General features: G+C 43.3%; 6 protein-coding genes, 2 tRNA genes and 6 rRNA genes. All 14 read right to left on the bottom strand.

Annotated elements, in window-relative coordinates:
* Positions 1 to 8 precede the first annotated feature (8 nt).
* Positions 9 to 1,844, bottom strand: coding sequence for an asparagine synthase (glutamine-hydrolyzing) (gene asnB / locus MKY49_RS22820; protein ID WP_341387119.1), 1,836 nt, complete (start codon positions 1,842 to 1,844; stop codon positions 9 to 11).
* 98 nt (positions 1,845 to 1,942) lie between these two features.
* Entirely contained in the window at positions 1,943 to 3,274 is a 1,332-nt protein-coding gene (locus MKY49_RS22815) for a D-alanyl-D-alanine carboxypeptidase family protein (RefSeq protein WP_274795115.1), read from the bottom strand.
* Positions 3,275 to 3,415: 141 nt separating this feature from the next.
* Entirely contained in the window at positions 3,416 to 4,879 is a 1,464-nt protein-coding gene (gene guaB / locus MKY49_RS22810; RefSeq protein WP_274795114.1) for an IMP dehydrogenase, read from the bottom strand.
* Between the two features lie 291 nt (positions 4,880 to 5,170).
* Positions 5,171 to 5,286: ribosomal RNA gene (gene rrf, locus MKY49_RS22805) — 5S ribosomal RNA — on the bottom strand.
* 193 nt (positions 5,287 to 5,479) lie between these two features.
* Positions 5,480 to 8,407 (bottom strand): 23S ribosomal RNA (locus tag MKY49_RS22800).
* 180 nt (positions 8,408 to 8,587) lie between these two features.
* Positions 8,588 to 10,139 (bottom strand): 16S ribosomal RNA (locus MKY49_RS22795).
* 315 nt (positions 10,140 to 10,454) lie between these two features.
* Positions 10,455 to 11,348, bottom strand: a complete 894-nt coding sequence (locus MKY49_RS22790) for a patatin-like phospholipase family protein (protein ID WP_274795113.1) — start codon at positions 11,346 to 11,348, stop codon at positions 10,455 to 10,457.
* A 361-nt stretch (positions 11,349 to 11,709) separates the two neighbouring features.
* Positions 11,710 to 11,825, bottom strand: a 5S ribosomal RNA gene (gene rrf / locus MKY49_RS22785).
* Between the two features lie 67 nt (positions 11,826 to 11,892).
* Positions 11,893 to 14,820: ribosomal RNA gene (locus MKY49_RS22780) — 23S ribosomal RNA — on the bottom strand.
* Between the two features lie 87 nt (positions 14,821 to 14,907).
* Positions 14,908 to 14,983: transfer RNA gene (locus MKY49_RS22775), tRNA-Ala, on the bottom strand.
* Between the two features lie 12 nt (positions 14,984 to 14,995).
* Positions 14,996 to 15,072: transfer RNA gene (locus MKY49_RS22770), tRNA-Ile, on the bottom strand.
* Between the two features lie 94 nt (positions 15,073 to 15,166).
* A 16S ribosomal RNA gene (locus MKY49_RS22765) occupies positions 15,167 to 16,718 on the bottom strand.
* The 16S, 23S and 5S rRNA genes sit together here with 2 tRNA genes alongside, the layout of an rRNA operon.
* A 429-nt stretch (positions 16,719 to 17,147) precedes the next feature.
* Entirely contained in the window at positions 17,148 to 18,230 is a 1,083-nt protein-coding gene (locus tag MKY49_RS22760) for an HD-GYP domain-containing protein (RefSeq protein WP_341387118.1), read from the bottom strand.
* A 138-nt stretch (positions 18,231 to 18,368) separates the two neighbouring features.
* Positions 18,369 to 20,834 (bottom strand): DNA gyrase subunit A, encoded by a 2,466-nt coding sequence (gyrA, locus tag MKY49_RS22755; protein WP_274795110.1) that lies wholly within the window; start codon positions 20,832 to 20,834, stop codon positions 18,369 to 18,371.
* Positions 20,835 to 20,856: the final 22 nt, after the last annotated feature.

Raw genomic sequence — 20,856 nt, 5'->3', positions numbered from 1 at the left:
ATTTTTTATTACGTTTCAATTAATTGTATTTGATAATGTTCAAACCAAGTATGAATTTGCCCTAGGTACGCTAAAAGCTGTGGCCCTGCCATTAGTTGCCCATACCAAGGGATCTTGAATGAGCTTCCTCCAGAGTCGATTAATTCTAAAAGTTTTTTGTTGTCAAATAGTTCATGTAGTATCGAATTTTTATTTTGAAGGATTTCTTTTAACCACTTTTGAATACCTTCTGTATAAACTGGGTGATACGTTTTAGGATAAGGGTTCTTTTTACGATACAACACCTCATCAGGCAATAACTGAGCCATCGATTTTCGTAGTAAACCCTTTTCTATGCCATCCAAGTTCTTCATTTCCCACGGAATATTCCAAGCATATTCCACAAGACGATGATCTGCAAAAGGAACACGTACCTCTAAACTTGCCCCCATACTCATACGATCCTTGCGCTCTAGCAAAGTCTGCATAAACCAAGTCATATTCAAATAAAACATTTCGCGATGTCTAGCTTCTTCAGAACTTTCTCCATCCAACAACGGTACTTCAGCTATTGTTTGCGTATATAGTTGATGTGCAAAGGATTCAATCTTTAATTTTTTATTCCACTTCTCTTGTAGCAATGCATTTCTTTCAGATAAAGATCGAATCCACGGAAAGCCCGTTGTCTTTTCTTTAAACCAAGGGTATCCACCAAAAATCTCATCTGCGCACTCCCCTGATAACGCTACTGTAAAATCTCTTTTTATCTCTCGGCAAAACCATAATAAGGATGAGTCTACATCTGCCATACCAGGTGAATCTCGGACAATGGCCGATTCAACTAAGAAATCAATTAATTGTTGCTGAGTAATTTCCTCTGCGTGATGTGCCGTCTGAAATGTGTCAGTCATTTTTTGAATCCAGTACGTATCTGTTGATGTTTGGAAAGTATGTGGATTAAAAAAGCGTTCATTATCCTCATAATCAATAGAATAGGTATGCAATTGTTTATTTTGTTGTTGAAACCTATTTGCTGCAATACCGGTTATAATACTAGAATCCAATCCACCTGAAAGAAATGTACAGATAGGGACATCCGAAACCAACTGTCGTTCAATTGCATCAGTTAACAAAAAGCGAATGCGCTCAATAGTCTCGCCTAATGATTCTTCATGCTTTTGGCTATGTAACTGCCAATACTGCCACTTTCTTAAGCCTTCTCTAGTAAAACGCATAGCATACCCTGGTCTTAATTCTTCAATATCTTTAAAAAGTGTCTTGCCTGGTGCTCTTGAGGGCCCCACAGCCATCATACTTGCCAATCCTTCAGTATTTACACTTGCTTGAACCATTGGGTGTGCCAACAATGCTTTCACTTCAGATGCGAAAAGAACACCTTCCTTTAATTCTGTATAATACAATGGCTTCACACCTAATCGGTCTCTGCATAAAAACAGTGATTGTGTTTGCTCATCCCATACACCAAAGGCAAATATGCCATTTAGAAAATCTACACATTTCTCTTTCCATTCAATATACGCAGTTAATAATACTTCTGTATCTGAATGTGTTGTAAAACTGTGCCCTCTTTTTTGAAGTTCTTTACGAACCTCTTCGGTATTATAAAGTTCGCCATTATATGTAATGACATAGTTTACCCCATCATGTATTTTTTTCATTGGCTGTTTACCACCAATTAGATCGATAACAGCTAGTCGTCGATGGCCAAATGCAATATGCTCACTACACCAAATATTTTCATCATCAGGCCCTCTCTTATTTAATGTTTGGGTCATTCGTTTTAAGATCATATCACTTGTTCTTAAATCCTTTTGAAAGCTAGCCCATCCTGTAATGCCACACATTTAGCCACATCCTTTCGCCTATTAGCGTATGCTGTACGGTTCAAAAATGTGAAAAAGCACATGAATGCTAAGTACATTCATGTGCTTATTTTTAATTATTAAAACAGTCCACCAACAAAGTCAGTAATGCCTCCCCATAAATTGCCGAAGAAGTTACCTACACCTTGGAAGAACAATGAGATACCGCTAGCGCGCTCTACAGCCTTTGTTGTGACAACATCAGATGAAATATCCTTGCCATCGATAAAGCCGTAATCTGTGCCTTCTGTGCGTTCAATAACAACCTTACCTACAACAGTATCCTTTTTAACATCTGCCTCTAAACTTTTTTTATCTAAAACCAATGTCGGTTTATATAAATCTTTATCAGAAGACTTAATCATAAATGAAATGGGTTCTTTTACCGCAATCGCTACTTTGTCTTCTTTACCTTTTGTCACTTTTACTGTTTTTTGACCTTTGAACGTATAGTTCGCTGGTAAAATTTCTTGCTTTGAGAATTGAGAAAAGCCATAGTTAAATAATTTTGCTGTTGCATCAAAACGAGCTTCATAAGATCCTTGTCCTTTTGCATCAACAGCCTTCATAACAACAGCAATCAAACGAGTACCATTGCGCTCTGCAGTACCTGTGAAACAATGACCTGCAAAGTTTGTTGTACCTGTTTTTAATCCATCTACACCTTCGTATTCATACACTAATCCAGGCAACATAAAGTTCCAGTTAGACATTTGAATTTCATCTTCAGTACCTTCACGGAACTTCTTTTTTGCAATTTTAGATGTCTCTAAAACCTTTGGATGATCTTTTAATAAATGATAAGCCAATTTTGCTACAGATTTAGCAGGCATCACATTTTCATCCTCTGGGCCTGTACCTGATGGGTGCATACCAAATAAATCAGCATTATTAAGGCCCGTTGCATTGACAAATTTATAGCCTTCTAAACCAAGTTCCTCTGCTTTTTTATTCATTAACTTTAAAAACTCAGTCTCAGAACCTGCAATCGTTTCAGCAATAGCTACTGTTGCCGCATTTGCAGAATAAATTGCCATTGCCTCGTATAATTCACGAATGGTATAAGTGCCATCTCTACGTAAAGGTACATTACTTAATGCACGATTTTGAGACATACGATACGTATAATCTGTTACGTGATATTCCTGATCCCATTTAACTGTTCCTGCATCAATTGCGTCCAATAACAGGAATTCAGTCATCATCTTTGTCATACTTGCAATACCTAGTGAAGTATCTGCATTTTGTTCATATAAAATTTTCCCTGAGTCTGCGTCAATTAAAATCGCAGCATCCACTGTTAATCCTAAATCTGTTTCCGCATGTGCCTGTGCAGGAATACCTGCAAAAATACTAATTAGTAAAACAGGAATTAGGAGTAAGCGTAATACGGTGTTCGTTTTCTTTTTCACCTCTAAAGCCCTCCAAAAAATAATCTTGTCCTCGACATTTTATCATAGATAACAACATACGTGTTGACTCTCTACCATAAAAAAATGCTCTCGCGCCATCTTTGTAGACGATGCGAAAGCATAAAAGTTGCAAGTAATAAATTACATTGAATAGTTTGGTGCTTCTTTTGTAATTTGTACATCATGTGGATGGGATTCACGAAGACCAGCACCAGTCATTCTAACAAATTGAGCTTTTTCTCGTAAATGCTCAAGATGTGGTGCTCCACAATAACCCATACCAGCACGAATGCCACCAATAAGTTGATAAATTGTATCTGCTAGTGGTCCTTTATATGGTAGGCGACCTTCAATACCTTCAGGCACTAATTTTTTCGCGTCTTCTTGGAAGTAACGGTCTTTTGAGCCTTTTTCCATTGCTCCAATAGAACCCATACCACGATAAACTTTGAAGCGACGTCCTTGGAAAATTTCTGTTTCTCCTGGAGATTCAGAAGTACCTGCTAGAAGTGAACCAAGCATTACCACATTTCCACCAGCTGCTAAAGCTTTTACGATATCACCAGAGTACTTAATACCACCATCTGCAATAATCGTTTTACCAAGCTCACGAGCTACTGTAGCACAATCATAAACTGCTGTAATTTGTGGTACACCTACACCAGCTACTACACGTGTAGTACAAATTGAACCTGGGCCAATACCAACCTTCACAACGTCTGCACCAGCTTCAAATAATGCACGTGCACCTTCTGAAGTTGCTACGTTACCAGCGATAATTTCTAATTCTGGATAAGTCTCACGGATTGAGCGAATTGTCTGTAATACGCCTTCTGAATGACCGTGAGCAGTATCGATTACTACAATGTCTACTTGTGCTTCTACAAGTTTTTCAATACGTACCATTGTATCTTTTGATACACCAACTGCTGCACCTACAAGTAAACGGCCATGTATGTCCTTAGCAGCATTCGGGAATTCAATTACTTTCTCGATATCTTTAATTGTGATAAGTCCAGTTAATCTACCTTCTTCATCTACAATCGGAAGTTTTTCGATTTTATATTGTTGAAGAATTTTTTCAGCATCCTCTAAAGTCGTTCCAACAGGAGCCGTAATTAAATCTTCTTTTGTCATTACATCTTCAATTTTTAAAGAGTAGTCAGAGATAAAACGTAAATCACGGTTTGTAATAATCCCTACTAATTTTTGGTTTTCCATGCTATCAACAATAGGTACACCAGAGATTCTGTATTTCCCCATTAAATGTTCAGCATCGAAAACTTGATGAGTCGGAGTTAAGAAGAATGGGTTTGTTATAACACCATTTTCAGAACGTTTTACTTTTTCTACTTGTTCAGCTTGCTCATCGATCCCCATGTTTTTATGGATAATACCGATACCGCCTTGTCGTGCCATAGCAATTGCCATTTTAGACTCAGTAACTGTATCCATACCTGCACTAATCATTGGAATGTTTAATTTAATTTTCGGTGTTAATTGAACTGATAAATCAACATCTTTCGGTAATACTTCGGAATGAGCTGGTACTAATAATACATCATCAAAAGTTAAACCTTCTTTGGCAAATTTAGTTTCCCACATTTTCGTAACTTCCTCCTATAGTTAAAAGAATATTAATTGTAAGATTAACAACGTGGACTGCTACTGTCAAGAAACTTATAAAAGAAAGACAATTCAGATTTTTAATTATATCAAATTTTAAAGTTACACCCAAATAAAAAGCTATAATAAAAGAGATTTATTACCATTAATATTATATAAATGAAGGAAATGAGTGATATATTAAAGGTTTTTTGTAGGAAATTCTTTAATTTATTAATGAATTTCGTTAGTTTATAAAAAAACAGCCAGCACACAGCTGACTGTTTCATTGCCTAGCGACGTCCTACTCTCACAGGGGGAAGCCCCCAACTACCATCGGCGCTAAAGAGCTTAACTTCCGTGTTCGGTATGGGAACGGGTGTGACCTCTTTGCCATCATCACTAGACTATGTTCGATCTTCAATACACGGCGTATTACTGCGTCAGCTGCTCTCGCTCAATCAGTCACGTACAGAAGTACGCTCCCTCAATCACTCGGTTGCTCCTTGTTCTACTTGTGTCTTGAAGCTCTCATTTTTATTGTTGAAAGTATTGTTCTTTCAAAACTGGATAAACGGCGCATTGATTGCTTCAAACAATTTGGTTAAGTCCTCGATCGATTAGTATTCGTCAGCTCCATGTGTCACCACACTTCCACCTCGAACCTATCTACCTCATCGTCTTTGAGGGATCTTACTTACTTGCGTAATGGGAAATCTCATCTTGAGGGGGGCTTCATGCTTAGATGCTTTCAGCACTTATCCCGTCCACACATAGCTACCCAGCGATGCCTTTGGCAAGACAACTGGTACACCAGCGGTGTGTCCATCCCGGTCCTCTCGTACTAAGGACAGCTCCTCTCAAATTTCCTACGCCCACGACGGATAGGGACCGAACTGTCTCACGACGTTCTGAACCCAGCTCGCGTACCGCTTTAATGGGCGAACAGCCCAACCCTTGGGACCGACTACAGCCCCAGGATGCGATGAGCCGACATCGAGGTGCCAAACCTCCCCGTCGATGTGGACTCTTGGGGGAGATAAGCCTGTTATCCCCGGGGTAGCTTTTATCCGTTGAGCGATGGCCCTTCCATGCGGAACCACCGGATCACTAAGCCCGTCTTTCGACCCTGCTCGACTTGTAGGTCTCGCAGTCAAGCTCCCTTGTGCCTTTACACTCTACGAATGATTTCCAACCATTCTGAGGGAACCTTTGGGCGCCTCCGTTACCTTTTAGGAGGCGACCGCCCCAGTCAAACTGTCCGCCTGACACTGTCTCCTGCCCCGCTAAGGGGCATGGGTTAGAATTTCAATACAACCAGGGTAGTATCCCACCGACGCCTCCTTCGAAGCTGGCGCTCCGAGATCTCTGGCTCCTACCTATCCTGTACAAGTTGTACCAAAATTCAATATCAGGCTACAGTAAAGCTCCACGGGGTCTTTCCGTCCTGTCGCGGGTAACCTGCATCTTCACAGGTACTATAATTTCACCGAGTCTCTCGTTGAGACAGTGCCCAGATCGTTACGCCTTTCGTGCGGGTCGGAACTTACCCGACAAGGAATTTCGCTACCTTAGGACCGTTATAGTTACGGCCGCCGTTTACTGGGGCTTCAATTCGCAGCTTCGCTTGCGCTAACCACTCCTCTTAACCTTCCAGCACCGGGCAGGCGTCAGCCCCTATACGTCACCTTACGGTTTTGCAGAGACCTGTGTTTTTGCTAAACAGTCGCCTGGGCCTATTCACTGCGGCTCTCATGCGCTTGCACGCTCAAGAGCACCCCTTCTCCCGAAGTTACGGGGTCATTTTGCCGAGTTCCTTAACGAGAGTTCTCTCGCACACCTTAGGATTCTCTCCTCGACTACCTGTGTCGGTTTGCGGTACGGGCACCTCTCACCTCGATAGAGGCTTTTCTTGGCAGTGTGAAATCAGGAACTTCGTCCATACGGACTCGCCATCACAGCTCAACGTTACAGTGTGCGGATTTGCCTACACACACGCCTTACTGCTTGGACGCGCATAACCAACAGCGCGCTTACCCTATCCTACTGCGTCCCCCCATTTCTCAAACGGTGAGGAGGTGGTACAGGAATATCAACCTGTTGTCCATCGCCTACGCCTGTCGGCCTCGGCTTAGGTCCCGACTAACCCTGAGCGGACGAGCCTTCCTCAGGAAACCTTAGTCATACGGTGGACGGGATTCTCACCCGTCTTTCGCTACTCATACCGGCATTCTCACTTCTAAGCGCTCCACCAGTCCTTCCGGTCTGACTTCAACGCACTTAGAACGCTCTCCTACCACTGACATCGTAGATGTCAATCCACAGCTTCGGTGAATCGTTTAGCCCCGATACATTTTCGGCGCAGCGTCACTCGACCAGTGAGCTATTACGCACTCTTTAAATGATGGCTGCTTCTAAGCCAACATCCTGGTTGTCTGTGCAACGCCACATCCTTTTCCACTTAACGATTACTTTGGGACCTTAGCTGGTGGTCTGGGCTGTTTCCCTTTTGACTACGGATCTTATCACTCGCAGTCTGACTCCCGTGTATAAATATCTGGCATTCGGAGTTTGTCTGAATTCGGTAAACCGGGATGGCCCCCTAGTCCAAACAGTGCTCTACCTCCAGTATTCTCATCACGAGGCTAGCCCTAAAGCTATTTCGGAGAGAACCAGCTATCTCCAAGTTCGATTGGAATTTCTCCGCTACCCACACCTCATCCCCGCACTTTTCAACGTGCGTGGGTTCGGGCCTCCAGTAAGTGTTACCTTACCTTCACCCTGGACATGGGTAGATCACCTGGTTTCGGGTCTACGACCACGTACTATTTCGCCCTATTCAGACTCGCTTTCGCTGCGGCTCCGCCTTCTAAAGCTTAACCTTGCACGTAATCGTAACTCGCCGGTTCATTCTACAAAAGGCACGCTATCACCCATTAACGGGCTCTAACTACTTGTAGGCACACGGTTTCAGGATCTCTTTCACTCCCCTTCCGGGGTGCTTTTCACCTTTCCCTCACGGTACTGGTTCACTATCGGTCACTAGGTAGTATTTAGCCTTGGGAGATGGTCCTCCCGGATTCCGACGGAATTTCACGTGTTCCGCCGTACTCAGGATCCACTCAGGAGAGAACGAACTTTCGACTACAGGGCTTTTACCTGCTCTGGCGGACCTTTCCAAGTCGCTTCATCTAACTCGCTCTTTTGTAACTCCGTATAGAGTGTCCTACAACCCCAAGAGGCAAGCCTCTTGGTTTGGGCTCTTCCCGTTTCGCTCGCCGCTACTCAGGGAATCGATTTTTCTTTCTCTTCCTCCAGGTACTTAGATGTTTCAGTTCCCTGGGTCTGCCTTCAAGACGCTATGTATTCACGTCAAGATACTACGCGATTAAACGTAGTGGGTTCCCCCATTCGGAAATCTCCGGATCAAAGCTCACTTACAGCTCCCCGAAGCATATCGGTGTTAGTGCCGTCCTTCTTCGGCTCCTAGTGCCAAGGCATTCGCCGTGCGCCCTTAATAACTTAACCAAGTTATTAAGCCTATAAAAAACTTAAAAAATAAATGTGTTTGTTACAATTTCAATGTCGTTTTATCCAGTTTTCAAAGAACAAGTTTTGAAGTATTTCATTCGGAAGAATGAACCTTCAAAACTGAACGCAAAACGTAATCTTACAAACCCTAGGTTTGTATTCCGAAATAATCCTTAGAAAGGAGGTGATCCAGCCGCACCTTCCGATACGGCTACCTTGTTACGACTTCACCCCAATCATCTATCCCACCTTCGGCGGCTGGCTCCAAAAGGTTACCTCACCGACTTCGGGTGTTACAAACTCTCGTGGTGTGACGGGCGGTGTGTACAAGGCCCGGGAACGTATTCACCGCGGCATGCTGATCCGCGATTACTAGCGATTCCGGCTTCATGTAGGCGAGTTGCAGCCTACAATCCGAACTGAGAACGACTTTATCGGATTAGCTCCCTCTCGCGAGTTGGCAACCGTTTGTATCGTCCATTGTAGCACGTGTGTAGCCCAGGTCATAAGGGGCATGATGATTTGACGTCATCCCCACCTTCCTCCGGTTTGTCACCGGCAGTCACCTTAGAGTGCCCAACTAAATGATGGCAACTAAGATCAAGGGTTGCGCTCGTTGCGGGACTTAACCCAACATCTCACGACACGAGCTGACGACAACCATGCACCACCTGTCACCGTTGCCCCCGAAGGGGAAACTATATCTCTACAGTGGTCAACGGGATGTCAAGACCTGGTAAGGTTCTTCGCGTTGCTTCGAATTAAACCACATGCTCCACCGCTTGTGCGGGCCCCCGTCAATTCCTTTGAGTTTCAGTCTTGCGACCGTACTCCCCAGGCGGAGTGCTTAATGCGTTAGCTGCAGCACTAAGGGGCGGAAACCCCCTAACACTTAGCACTCATCGTTTACGGCGTGGACTACCAGGGTATCTAATCCTGTTTGCTCCCCACGCTTTCGCGCCTCAGCGTCAGTTACAGACCAGAAAGTCGCCTTCGCCACTGGTGTTCCTCCAAATCTCTACGCATTTCACCGCTACACTTGGAATTCCACTTTCCTCTTCTGCACTCAAGTCCCCCAGTTTCCAATGACCCTCCACGGTTGAGCCGTGGGCTTTCACATCAGACTTAAAGGACCGCCTGCGCGCGCTTTACGCCCAATAATTCCGGACAACGCTTGCCACCTACGTATTACCGCGGCTGCTGGCACGTAGTTAGCCGTGGCTTTCTAATAAGGTACCGTCAAGGTACAGCCAGTTACTACTGTACTTGTTCTTCCCTTACAACAGAGTTTTACGATCCGAAAACCTTCTTCACTCACGCGGCGTTGCTCCATCAGGCTTTCGCCCATTGTGGAAGATTCCCTACTGCTGCCTCCCGTAGGAGTCTGGGCCGTGTCTCAGTCCCAGTGTGGCCGATCACCCTCTCAGGTCGGCTACGCATCGTCGCCTTGGTGAGCCGTTACCTCACCAACTAGCTAATGCGCCGCGGGCCCATCTTATAGCGACAGCCGAAACCGTCTTTCAGTGTTCCACCATGAGGTGGAACAGATTATTCGGTATTAGCCCCGGTTTCCCGGAGTTATCCCAAACTATAAGGTAGGTTGCCCACGTGTTACTCACCCGTCCGCCGCTAACGTCAAAGGAGCAAGCTCCTTCTCTGTTCGCTCGACTTGCATGTATTAGGCACGCCGCCAGCGTTCGTCCTGAGCCAGGATCAAACTCTCCATAAAAGAAATTTGATTAGCTCAAATTGTTTTGCTGGCATCAATTTTTGATGTCCAAAATTTTGTTTTGTTTACTAGCCGAAACTAGTTACTTAAAACTTTATTGATTACGTTTTGCTTGTTCAGTTTTCAAGGTTCATGTTATTAACTCTTCGTTAAGAGCTAACTTTTATATAATAACATGTTTTAAATATAATGTCAAACAGTTATTTTATTTTTTATTTTAATTTCTTTCAGTCACTGCTTATCTCAACAGCAACTTTTATATAATAACACCCTATTTATTTTTGGTCAATAGTTTTATATGATTTTTTTATTTAGTTACAATCTTAATCTTGGCCAATTCCGTAAAAATTGAATTGTACGGTTTCTTCCTATTTCTAAAAGAGTTTCTTTTGTCTCCTCGTTTAAATCAAATTGAGTTGCACTATAATCTTCTACAGGAATAAAAATAATATCTCTTTCATGTCGTCTAGAAATATATCTTTCATCATGAGCATCTTTCATAGTCGAAAATAGTGCTTCAAATAAATTTAAACCATTTTTAATTTCTTGAGGACATTGCTCTTCTCTTCTTCTGCTAAGCTTTAGGCCTAAAATAGGTCGTACTTTTCGACCTTCTTTATCGTCAAATATCCATAATGGAAAATTACTTAAAACACCACCGTCTACTATGACTGATTCACCTTTACCCGTCTTTAATGTAACTGGTTCAAAGAAGAAAGGTATACCACAACTCATACGTAATGCACAAGCAACTGAAAAATTCTTTGCTTCAATTTGATATTTGTGTAAATCATCAGGCAGGACAATCATTCTACCGTTCGTTAAATCTGAGGCAACTAACTTAAGAGAGTCTTTAGGTAAATCTCCAAAAGTGTAGACACCTTTATCAGCTAGTTTTTTAAAAAACCATTTTTCCAATGCCTTTCCTTTATAAAGACCCAAATGATGATAAACATTTATCCATTTCATAAAAGGGAAAGGTAAAAATGTTCTTCTTGGATCCAGTAGTGAAGGTATATCCAACTCTTCTAGCATCATTTCAATTTCTTTGCCACTATATCCTGCTGCGATAAATGCTGCTAAAATAGCACCTGCACTTGTACCAGCTACGCGTTTAAATCGGAAATGCTCTGCTTCTAATACTTGATAAGCCCCAACCAGTGCAAAACCCTTCAAGCCTCCACCAGAAAAAACTCCATCAATCCACAAAATTCCCTCTCCTTTTTGCTGTAATCTTTATATTATAAGATTGGTTAATGCTGAATAGAACTGAAATTTACATATTCTTGTCGTTATCATTCGATTCAATTTAAATATCTTCGATATAAAGGCAATTTTTAAAAGAAAAAGGTTTTAAGGAATTAATAAAAGGATGAAATGGAGAGTGAGTGATGCATAGAGGCAAGGCGTTAGTATAGCACAAAAGTGTGCTTTATATACGAGAATGTCTTTGTTTAACTATGTAATTAAAATCTAAGACATTTAAAGACATCTCTCACTATCTACATAATAAACACAAAAAGCTATATGTAAATAAAAAAACAGCCAGCACACAGCTGACTGTTTCATTGCCTAGCGACGTCCTACTCTCACAGGGGGAAGCCCCCAACTACCATCGGCGCTAAAGAGCTTAACTTCCGTGTTCGGTATGGGAACGGGTGTGACCTCTTTGCCATCATCACTAGACAGTTATTTAATTAAAAGATTATTCTTTCAAAACTGGATAAACGGTGCATTGAATGCTTCAAACAATTTGGTTAAGTCCTCGATCGATTAGTATTCGTCAGCTCCATGTGTCACCACACTTCCACCTCGAACCTATCTACCTCATCGTCTTTGAGGGATCTTACTTACTTGCGTAATGGGAAATCTCATCTTGAGGGGGGCTTCATGCTTAGATGCTTTCAGCACTTATCCCGTCCACACATAGCTACCCAGCGATGCCTTTGGCAAGACAACTGGTACACCAGCGGTGTGTCCATCCCGGTCCTCTCGTACTAAGGACAGCTCCTCTCAAATTTCCTACGCCCACGACGGATAGGGACCGAACTGTCTCACGACGTTCTGAACCCAGCTCGCGTACCGCTTTAATGGGCGAACAGCCCAACCCTTGGGACCGACTACAGCCCCAGGATGCGATGAGCCGACATCGAGGTGCCAAACCTCCCCGTCGATGTGGACTCTTGGGGGAGATAAGCCTGTTATCCCCGGGGTAGCTTTTATCCGTTGAGCGATGGCCCTTCCATGCGGAACCACCGGATCACTAAGCCCGTCTTTCGACCCTGCTCGACTTGTAGGTCTCGCAGTCAAGCTCCCTTGTGCCTTTACACTCTACGAATGATTTCCAACCATTCTGAGGGAACCTTTGGGCGCCTCCGTTACCTTTTAGGAGGCGACCGCCCCAGTCAAACTGTCCGCCTGACACTGTCTCCTGCCCCGCTAAGGGGCATGGGTTAGAATTTCAATACAACCAGGGTAGTATCCCACCGACGCCTCCTTCGAAGCTGGCGCTCCGAGATCTCTGGCTCCTACCTATCCTGTACAAGTTGTACCAAAATTCAATATCAGGCTACAGTAAAGCTCCACGGGGTCTTTCCGTCCTGTCGCGGGTAACCTGCATCTTCACAGGTACTATAATTTCACCGAGTCTCTCGTTGAGACAGTGCCCAGATCGTTACGCCTTTCGTGCGGGTCGGAACTTACCCGACAAGGAATTTCGCTACCTTAGGACCGTTATAGTTACGGCCGCCGTTTACTGGGGCTTCAATTCGCAGCTTCGCTTGCGCTAACCACTCCTCTTAACCTTCCAGCACCGGGCAGGCGTCAGCCCCTATACGTCACCTTACGGTTTTGCAGAGACCTGTGTTTTTGCTAAACAGTCGCCTGGGCCTATTCACTGCGGCTCTCATGCGCTTGCACGCTCAAGAGCACCCCTTCTCCCGAAGTTACGGGGTCATTTTGCCGAGTTCCTTAACGAGAGTTCTCTCGCACACCTTAGGATTCTCTCCTCGACTACCTGTGTCGGTTTGCGGTACGGGCACCTCTCACCTCGATAGAGGCTTTTCTTGGCAGTGTGAAATCAGGAACTTCGTCCATACGGACTCGCCATCACAGCTCAACGTTACAGTGTGCGGATTTGCCTACACACACGCCTTACTGCTTGGACGCGCATAACCAACAGCGCGCTTACCCTATCCTACTGCGTCCCCCCATTTCTCAAACGGTGAGGAGGTGGTACAGGAATATCAACCTGTTGTCCATCGCCTACGCCTGTCGGCCTCGGCTTAGGTCCCGACTAACCCTGAGCGGACGAGCCTTCCTCAGGAAACCTTAGTCATACGGTGGACGGGATTCTCACCCGTCTTTCGCTACTCATACCGGCATTCTCACTTCTAAGCGCTCCACCAGTCCTTCCGGTCTGACTTCAACGCACTTAGAACGCTCTCCTACCACTGACATCGTAGATGTCAATCCACAGCTTCGGTGAATCGTTTAGCCCCGATACATTTTCGGCGCAGCGTCACTCGACCAGTGAGCTATTACGCACTCTTTAAATGATGGCTGCTTCTAAGCCAACATCCTGGTTGTCTGTGCAACGCCACATCCTTTTCCACTTAACGATTACTTTGGGACCTTAGCTGGTGGTCTGGGCTGTTTCCCTTTTGACTACGGATCTTATCACTCGCAGTCTGACTCCCGTGTATAAATATCTGGCATTCGGAGTTTGTCTGAATTCGGTAAACCGGGATGGCCCCCTAGTCCAAACAGTGCTCTACCTCCAGTATTCTCATCACGAGGCTAGCCCTAAAGCTATTTCGGAGAGAACCAGCTATCTCCAAGTTCGATTGGAATTTCTCCGCTACCCACACCTCATCCCCGCACTTTTCAACGTGCGTGGGTTCGGGCCTCCAGTAAGTGTTACCTTACCTTCACCCTGGACATGGGTAGATCACCTGGTTTCGGGTCTACGACCACGTACTATTTCGCCCTATTCAGACTCGCTTTCGCTGCGGCTCCGCCTTCTAAAGCTTAACCTTGCACGTAATCGTAACTCGCCGGTTCATTCTACAAAAGGCACGCTATCACCCATTAACGGGCTCTAACTACTTGTAGGCACACGGTTTCAGGATCTCTTTCACTCCCCTCCCGGGGTGCTTTTCACCTTTCCCTCACGGTACTGGTTCACTATCGGTCACTAGGTAGTATTTAGCCTTGGGAGATGGTCCTCCCGGATTCCGACGGAATTTCACGTGTTCCGCCGTACTCAGGATCCACTCAGGAGAGAACGAACTTTCGACTACAGGGCTTTTACCTGCTCTGGCGGACCTTTCCAAGTCGCTTCATCTAACTCGCTCTTTTGTAACTCCGTATAGAGTGTCCTACAACCCCAAGAGGCAAGCCTCTTGGTTTGGGCTCTTCCCGTTTCGCTCGCCGCTACTCAGGGAATCGATTTTTCTTTCTCTTCCTCCAGGTACTTAGATGTTTCAGTTCCCTGGGTCTGCCTTCAAGACGCTATGTATTCACGTCAAGATACTACGCGATTAAACGTAGTGGGTTCCCCCATTCGGAAATCTCCGGATCAAAGCTCACTTACAGCTCCCCGAAGCATATCGGTGTTAGTGCCGTCCTTCTTCGGCTCCTAGTGCCAAGGCATTCGCCGTGCGCCCTTAATAACTTAACCAAGTTATTAAGCCTATAAAAAACTTAAAAAATAAATGTGTTTGTTACAATTTCAATGTCGTTTTATCCAGTTTTCAAAGAACAAAATTGGTGGAGCCTAGCGGGATCGAACCGCTGACCTCCTGCGTGCAAGGCAGGCGCTCTCCCAGCTGAGCTAAGGCCCCAAGAGGTATATATGGTGGGCCTAAATGGACTCGAACCATCGACCTCACGCTTATCAGGCGTGCGCTCTAACCAGCTGAGCTATAGGCCCTCTTGGAAGTTTTATAATATTTCATAAACCTTCAAAACTGAACGCAAAACGTAATCTTACAAACCCTAGGTTTGTATTCCGAAATAATCCTTAGAAAGGAGGTGATCCAGCCGCACCTTCCGATACGGCTACCTTGTTACGACTTCACCCCAATCATCTATCCCACCTTCGGCGGCTGGCTCCAAAAGGTTACCTCACCGACTTCGGGTGTTACAAACTCTCGTGGTGTGACGGGCGGTGTGTACAAGGCCCGGGAACGTATTCACCGCGGCATGCTGATCCGCGATTACTAGCGATTCCGGCTTCATGTAGGCGAGTTGCAGCCTACAATCCGAACTGAGAACGACTTTATCGGATTAGCTCCCTCTCGCGAGTTGGCAACCGTTTGTATCGTCCATTGTAGCACGTGTGTAGCCCAGGTCATAAGGGGCATGATGATTTGACGTCATCCCCACCTTCCTCCGGTTTGTCACCGGCAGTCACCTTAGAGTGCCCAACTAAATGATGGCAACTAAGATCAAGGGTTGCGCTCGTTGCGGGACTTAACCCAACATCTCACGACACGAGCTGACGACAACCATGCACCACCTGTCACCGTTGCCCCCGAAGGGGAAACTATATCTCTACAGTGGTCAACGGGATGTCAAGACCTGGTAAGGTTCTTCGCGTTGCTTCGAATTAAACCACATGCTCCACCGCTTGTGCGGGCCCCCGTCAATTCCTTTGAGTTTCAGTCTTGCGACCGTACTCCCCAGGCGGAGTGCTTAATGCGTTAGCTGCAGCACTAAGGGGCGGAAACCCCCTAACACTTAGCACTCATCGTTTACGGCGTGGACTACCAGGGTATCTAATCCTGTTTGCTCCCCACGCTTTCGCGCCTCAGCGTCAGTTACAGACCAGAAAGTCGCCTTCGCCACTGGTGTTCCTCCAAATCTCTACGCATTTCACCGCTACACTTGGAATTCCACTTTCCTCTTCTGCACTCAAGTCCCCCAGTTTCCAATGACCCTCCACGGTTGAGCCGTGGGCTTTCACATCAGACTTAAAGGACCGCCTGCGCGCGCTTTACGCCCAATAATTCCGGACAACGCTTGCCACCTACGTATTACCGCGGCTGCTGGCACGTAGTTAGCCGTGGCTTTCTAATAAGGTACCGTCAAGGTACAGCCAGTTACTACTGTACTTGTTCTTCCCTTACAACAGAGTTTTACGATCCGAAAACCTTCTTCACTCACGCGGCGTTGCTCCATCAGGCTTTCGCCCATTGTGGAAGATTCCCTACTGCTGCCTCCCGTAGGAGTCTGGGCCGTGTCTCAGTCCCAGTGTGGCCGATCACCCTCTCAGGTCGGCTACGCATCGTCGCCTTGGTGAGCCGTTACCTCACCAACTAGCTAATGCGCCGCGGGCCCATCTTATAGCGACAGCCGAAACCGTCTTTCAGTGTTCCACCATGAGGTGGAACAGATTATTCGGTATTAGCCCCGGTTTCCCGGAGTTATCCCAAACTATAAGGTAGGTTGCCCACGTGTTACTCACCCGTCCGCCGCTAACGTCAAAGGAGCAAGCTCCTTCTCTGTTCGCTCGACTTGCATGTATTAGGCACGCCGCCAGCGTTCGTCCTGAGCCAGGATCAAACTCTCCATAAAAGAAATTTGATTAGCTCAAATTGTTTTGCTGGCATCAATTTTGATGTCCAAAATTTTGTTTCGTTCACTAGCCGAAACTAGTTACTTAAAACTTTATTGATTACGTTTTGCTTGTTCAGTTTTCAAGGTTCATGTTATTTATTTCAGTGTCACCTCTTGGCGACTCATTTATAATATCAAGATTCTAAAATAAAGTCAACACTTTCTACATAAATATTTCAAAACAATGTTAATAGGTATTTCAAAACATCATTCCATTGAAAAAACTACTATTTAAATAATTCTGTCTGCTAATCTTTAAAATATGTATACTTGCTCTTAAAACTATGATAGTTCAAACTAAAGAGCATGATTTTGTTTGTAGGAAATACATTGATCAGCCTTAATAAAAAGGCAGCCATAGTCTGGTATATGGCTTGCCTATTACTTTTATATGTTTGTTATAATTCGTGAAATGTAAAAACTACGGTTTTTGCCTAAATCAAAAATTTCCCCTGAATGAATCAATTTAATAAGTGGACGTGTTGGTGCAAATTTATTCACAAACATTACTTCTCCACGTTCTAGATTAGAAAGCTCTACAATTGTTCCAATAGGAAGATCCGCAACAATATCAATTAATGCGCGCACTACTTTAATATCAAACTTACCGAACTCCGATTCATTTATCATTTCTATAACTTTAAATGAAGATTGCTTTGATCTATACACTCGTTCACAAGTCATTGCATGAAATACATCTGCAACAGCAATAATTTGTGCAAAAATAGAGATGTTAGCAATCCTTTCCCCTTTTGGATATCCACTTCCATCTAAACGTTCATGATGTTGGAAGATTGCTTCTTTCATTGTCTCCTTTAGAACGGTTAAATCTTTCACCATATTATAGCTATATACCGGATGTTTATAAATTTCATTATATTCTTGTTCTGTTAAAGGTGTCTTCTTATCTCTAATACGAGGATGTACTTTGGCCATACCGCAATCCGCTAATAATCCACCAATTGCAACTTGAATGGTAGTTCCTCTATCATATCCAAGTTTTTGAGCAATAACTGCAGAGATCAGACCTGTCGCAACACAATGATGATACAAGTATTCTTTAGGGTTTGAATACTCATTTAAATCAAAAATTATAGTACGATCATCTAATACCATCTCTACTAAAGGTAAAATAATTGTTCTTGCCTTAGCAATATCTACTTTAGCTCCCGCTTCCCAATTTTTAAATTCTCTTTTAAATTGTTCAACGGAATTATTATAAACTTTTCTAAAAGTCGGAATATCTTCTATTACAACTTCGACATCATTTTCTTTCTTTTCAAGTTGAGCATCTTGCTGATTTTTATAAACGGGAACATTGAAAATATTAAAAGCATGAAAAACTTGCAAATGTACATAGGAAATCTTTGTATCTTTAAAGATGATTGGATATTGTGTATTAGCAAAAATATCTTCAGAAATTACTTTACCAACTCCTAACTCTGAAATCGGAACATGTATAGTTTCCATAAAAAAACACCTCTCCACTGTTTCTTGCTTAAATAAGGTACTATCATTTTATCATGGAATTCAAAATAATTACTTATTTTTCATTATTTACGTAAAAAACCGATGACGACAAATTGAATGTCGTTCATCGGTTTAAAATTATTCCTCTATATCCTCTTCATCTTCTTGAGACTCTTCTTCTTTTTCAACTTTAGCCACAGTTGCAACCAATTCGTCATCTCCTAATCGAATTAAACGAACTCCCTGTGTACTACGCCCAATTAATGAAATATCATTTACATCCATGCGGATAAGCATACCGTTAATTGTAATAAGCATGAGATCCTCAGAACCATCAACTGTTTTTACAGCTACCATTGGACCGTTTTTATCTGTAATCTGGATTGTTTTCAGACCTACACCGCCACGGCTTTGTAAACGGTAGTCCTCTTCTGAAGTACGTTTACCATAACCCTTTTGGGTAACAACGAGAATTTCCTGTCCTGGTTCAACAATCTCCATGCCAACGACTTCATCACCGTCACGCAGTTTAATACCTCGAACCCCACCAGCTGTACGACCCATAGAACGAATATCATCTTCTTGGAAACGAACAAGCATACCATCACGTGTACCAATAATAACTTGTTTATGTCCATCTGTTAAACGCACAGAAATAAGATCATCATCTTCTCGTAAGCTAATAGCTATTAAACCATTTGTTCGGATGTTAGCAAATTGAGAGACAGGTGTACGTTTCGTAATCCCTGTTTTTGTTGTAAAGATAAAGTATGCATCTTCATCAAACGATCCCACACGAATCATAGCTGTTACTTTTTCGCCTTTTTCTATATTAAGTAAGTTAACGATTGGTAACCCTTTAGCCGTACGACCGAACTCAGGAATTTCATAACCTTTAGCTCTAAATACTTTACCTTTTGATGTAAAGAATAGAATAGTGTCATGAGTAGAGGTATTCATTAGATGCTCTACAAAGTCATCTTCATTTGTTCCCATTCCTTGTACACCACGGCCACCACGTTTTTGACTACGGTATGTGTTCGCAGCTAAACGTTTAATATAGCCATTATGCGTTAAAGTAACAACTGAGTTTTCTACAGGGATTAGGTCTTCATCCTCAATCATTTCTAAACCACCTGATGTAATTTCAGTACGGCGTGTATCATTAAAACGTTCTTTCAACTCTAAAATTTCAGTGCGAATAATATCAACAATTTTCGCTTCATCAGCTAGAATGGCCTTTAATTCTGCTATTAGAATCTGAAGCTCTTGATACTCCGCTTCTATTTTTTCACGCTCTAATCCACTTAAGCGAACTAAACGCATATCCAAAATAGCTTGAGCCTGTCGCTCTGATAAATTAAAACGCTCCATTAATTGTGGTTTCGCTTCTTCACCACTACGTGAACCACGAATAATAGCAATAATTTCATCAATATGATCTAGAGCGATTCGTAAACCTTCTAAAATATGAGCACGGTCCTCTGCTTTACGAAGGTCGAATTCTGTACGACGACGAATAATTACTTTTTGGTGCTCTAAATAATGGTATAGCATCTCTTTTAAGCCCAGTACTTTTGGCTGTCCATTTACTAATGACAGCATATTAATACCGAAGCTTGATTGCATAGCTGTTTGTTTATACAAATTATTTAAGACAACATTAGCATTGGCATCTTTACGAATTTCAATGACTACTCGCATACCACGACGGTCAGATTCATCACGTAAATTTGTAATACCATCTATTTTTTTATCACGTACTAGCTCTGCAATTTTTTCAATAAGCTTCGCCTTATTTACTTGATAAGGTAATTCATGAATAAGAATAGTTTCCTTACCATTGGACTTTTGCTCAATTTCAACCTTTGCACGAATAATAATGGAACCACGACCCGTTTCATAGGCTCTGCGGATACCGCTACGTCCTAAGATTAATCCCCCAGTAGGAAAATCTGGCCCTGGGATAATTTCCATTAATTCTTCTGTTGTAATAGCTGGATTTTCGGAAAGAGCTATAACGGCATCTATTGTTTCTCCCAATTGGTGTGGAGGGATATTTGTTGCCATACCAACAGCAATCCCTGCAGCACCGTTCACTAATAAGTTTGGATAGCGACTCGGTAAAACGATAGGTTCCTTTTCTGATCCATCATAGTTGTCTGTATAGTCAATTGTATCTTTATTGATATCACGGAGCATTTCCATGGCTATTTTAGACATACGTGATTCAGTATAACGCATGGCTGCTGCCCCATCACCATCAACAGATCCAAAGTTTCCATGACCATCTACTAGCATATAACGATAGCTAAAATCTTGCGCCATACGTACCATTGCATCATAAATGGAAGAGTCACCATGTGGATGATACTTACCCATAACATCCCCAACAATACGTGCTGATTTTTTGTAAGGCTTATCTGCTGTATTTCCTAACTCCTGCATCCCATATAAAATACGACGATGAACTGGTTTTAATCCATCACGTACATCAGGTAATGCACGTGACACAATTACACTCATTGCATAATCAAGAAAGGATGTTTCAATTTCTTCTGTGATATTAATTCCTTTAACACCGGAGCGTTCTTGTTCTGACAAAGTGTAGACCTCCTTTCAAGAA

This window comes from Lysinibacillus sp. FSL M8-0134 (genome assembly GCF_038069745.1).
In the GTDB taxonomy this organism is placed as follows: Bacteria; Bacillota; Bacilli; order Bacillales_A; family Planococcaceae; genus Lysinibacillus; species Lysinibacillus irui.
This window is presented reverse-complemented; position numbering and strand designations above follow the sequence as displayed.

Bases quoted from the DNA above. Each gene is read 5' to 3' on its own strand.
- guaB (WP_274795114.1), bottom strand. From the start codon at position 4,879: ATGTGGGAAACTAAATTTGCCAAAGAAGGTTTAACTTTTGATGATGTA.
- MKY49_RS22760 (WP_341387118.1), bottom strand. From the start codon at position 18,230: ATGGAAACTATACATGTTCCGATTTCAGAGTTAGGAGTTGGTAAAGTA.
- asnB (WP_341387119.1), bottom strand. From the start codon at position 1,844: ATGTGTGGCATTACAGGATGGGCTAGCTTTCAAAAGGATTTAAGAACA.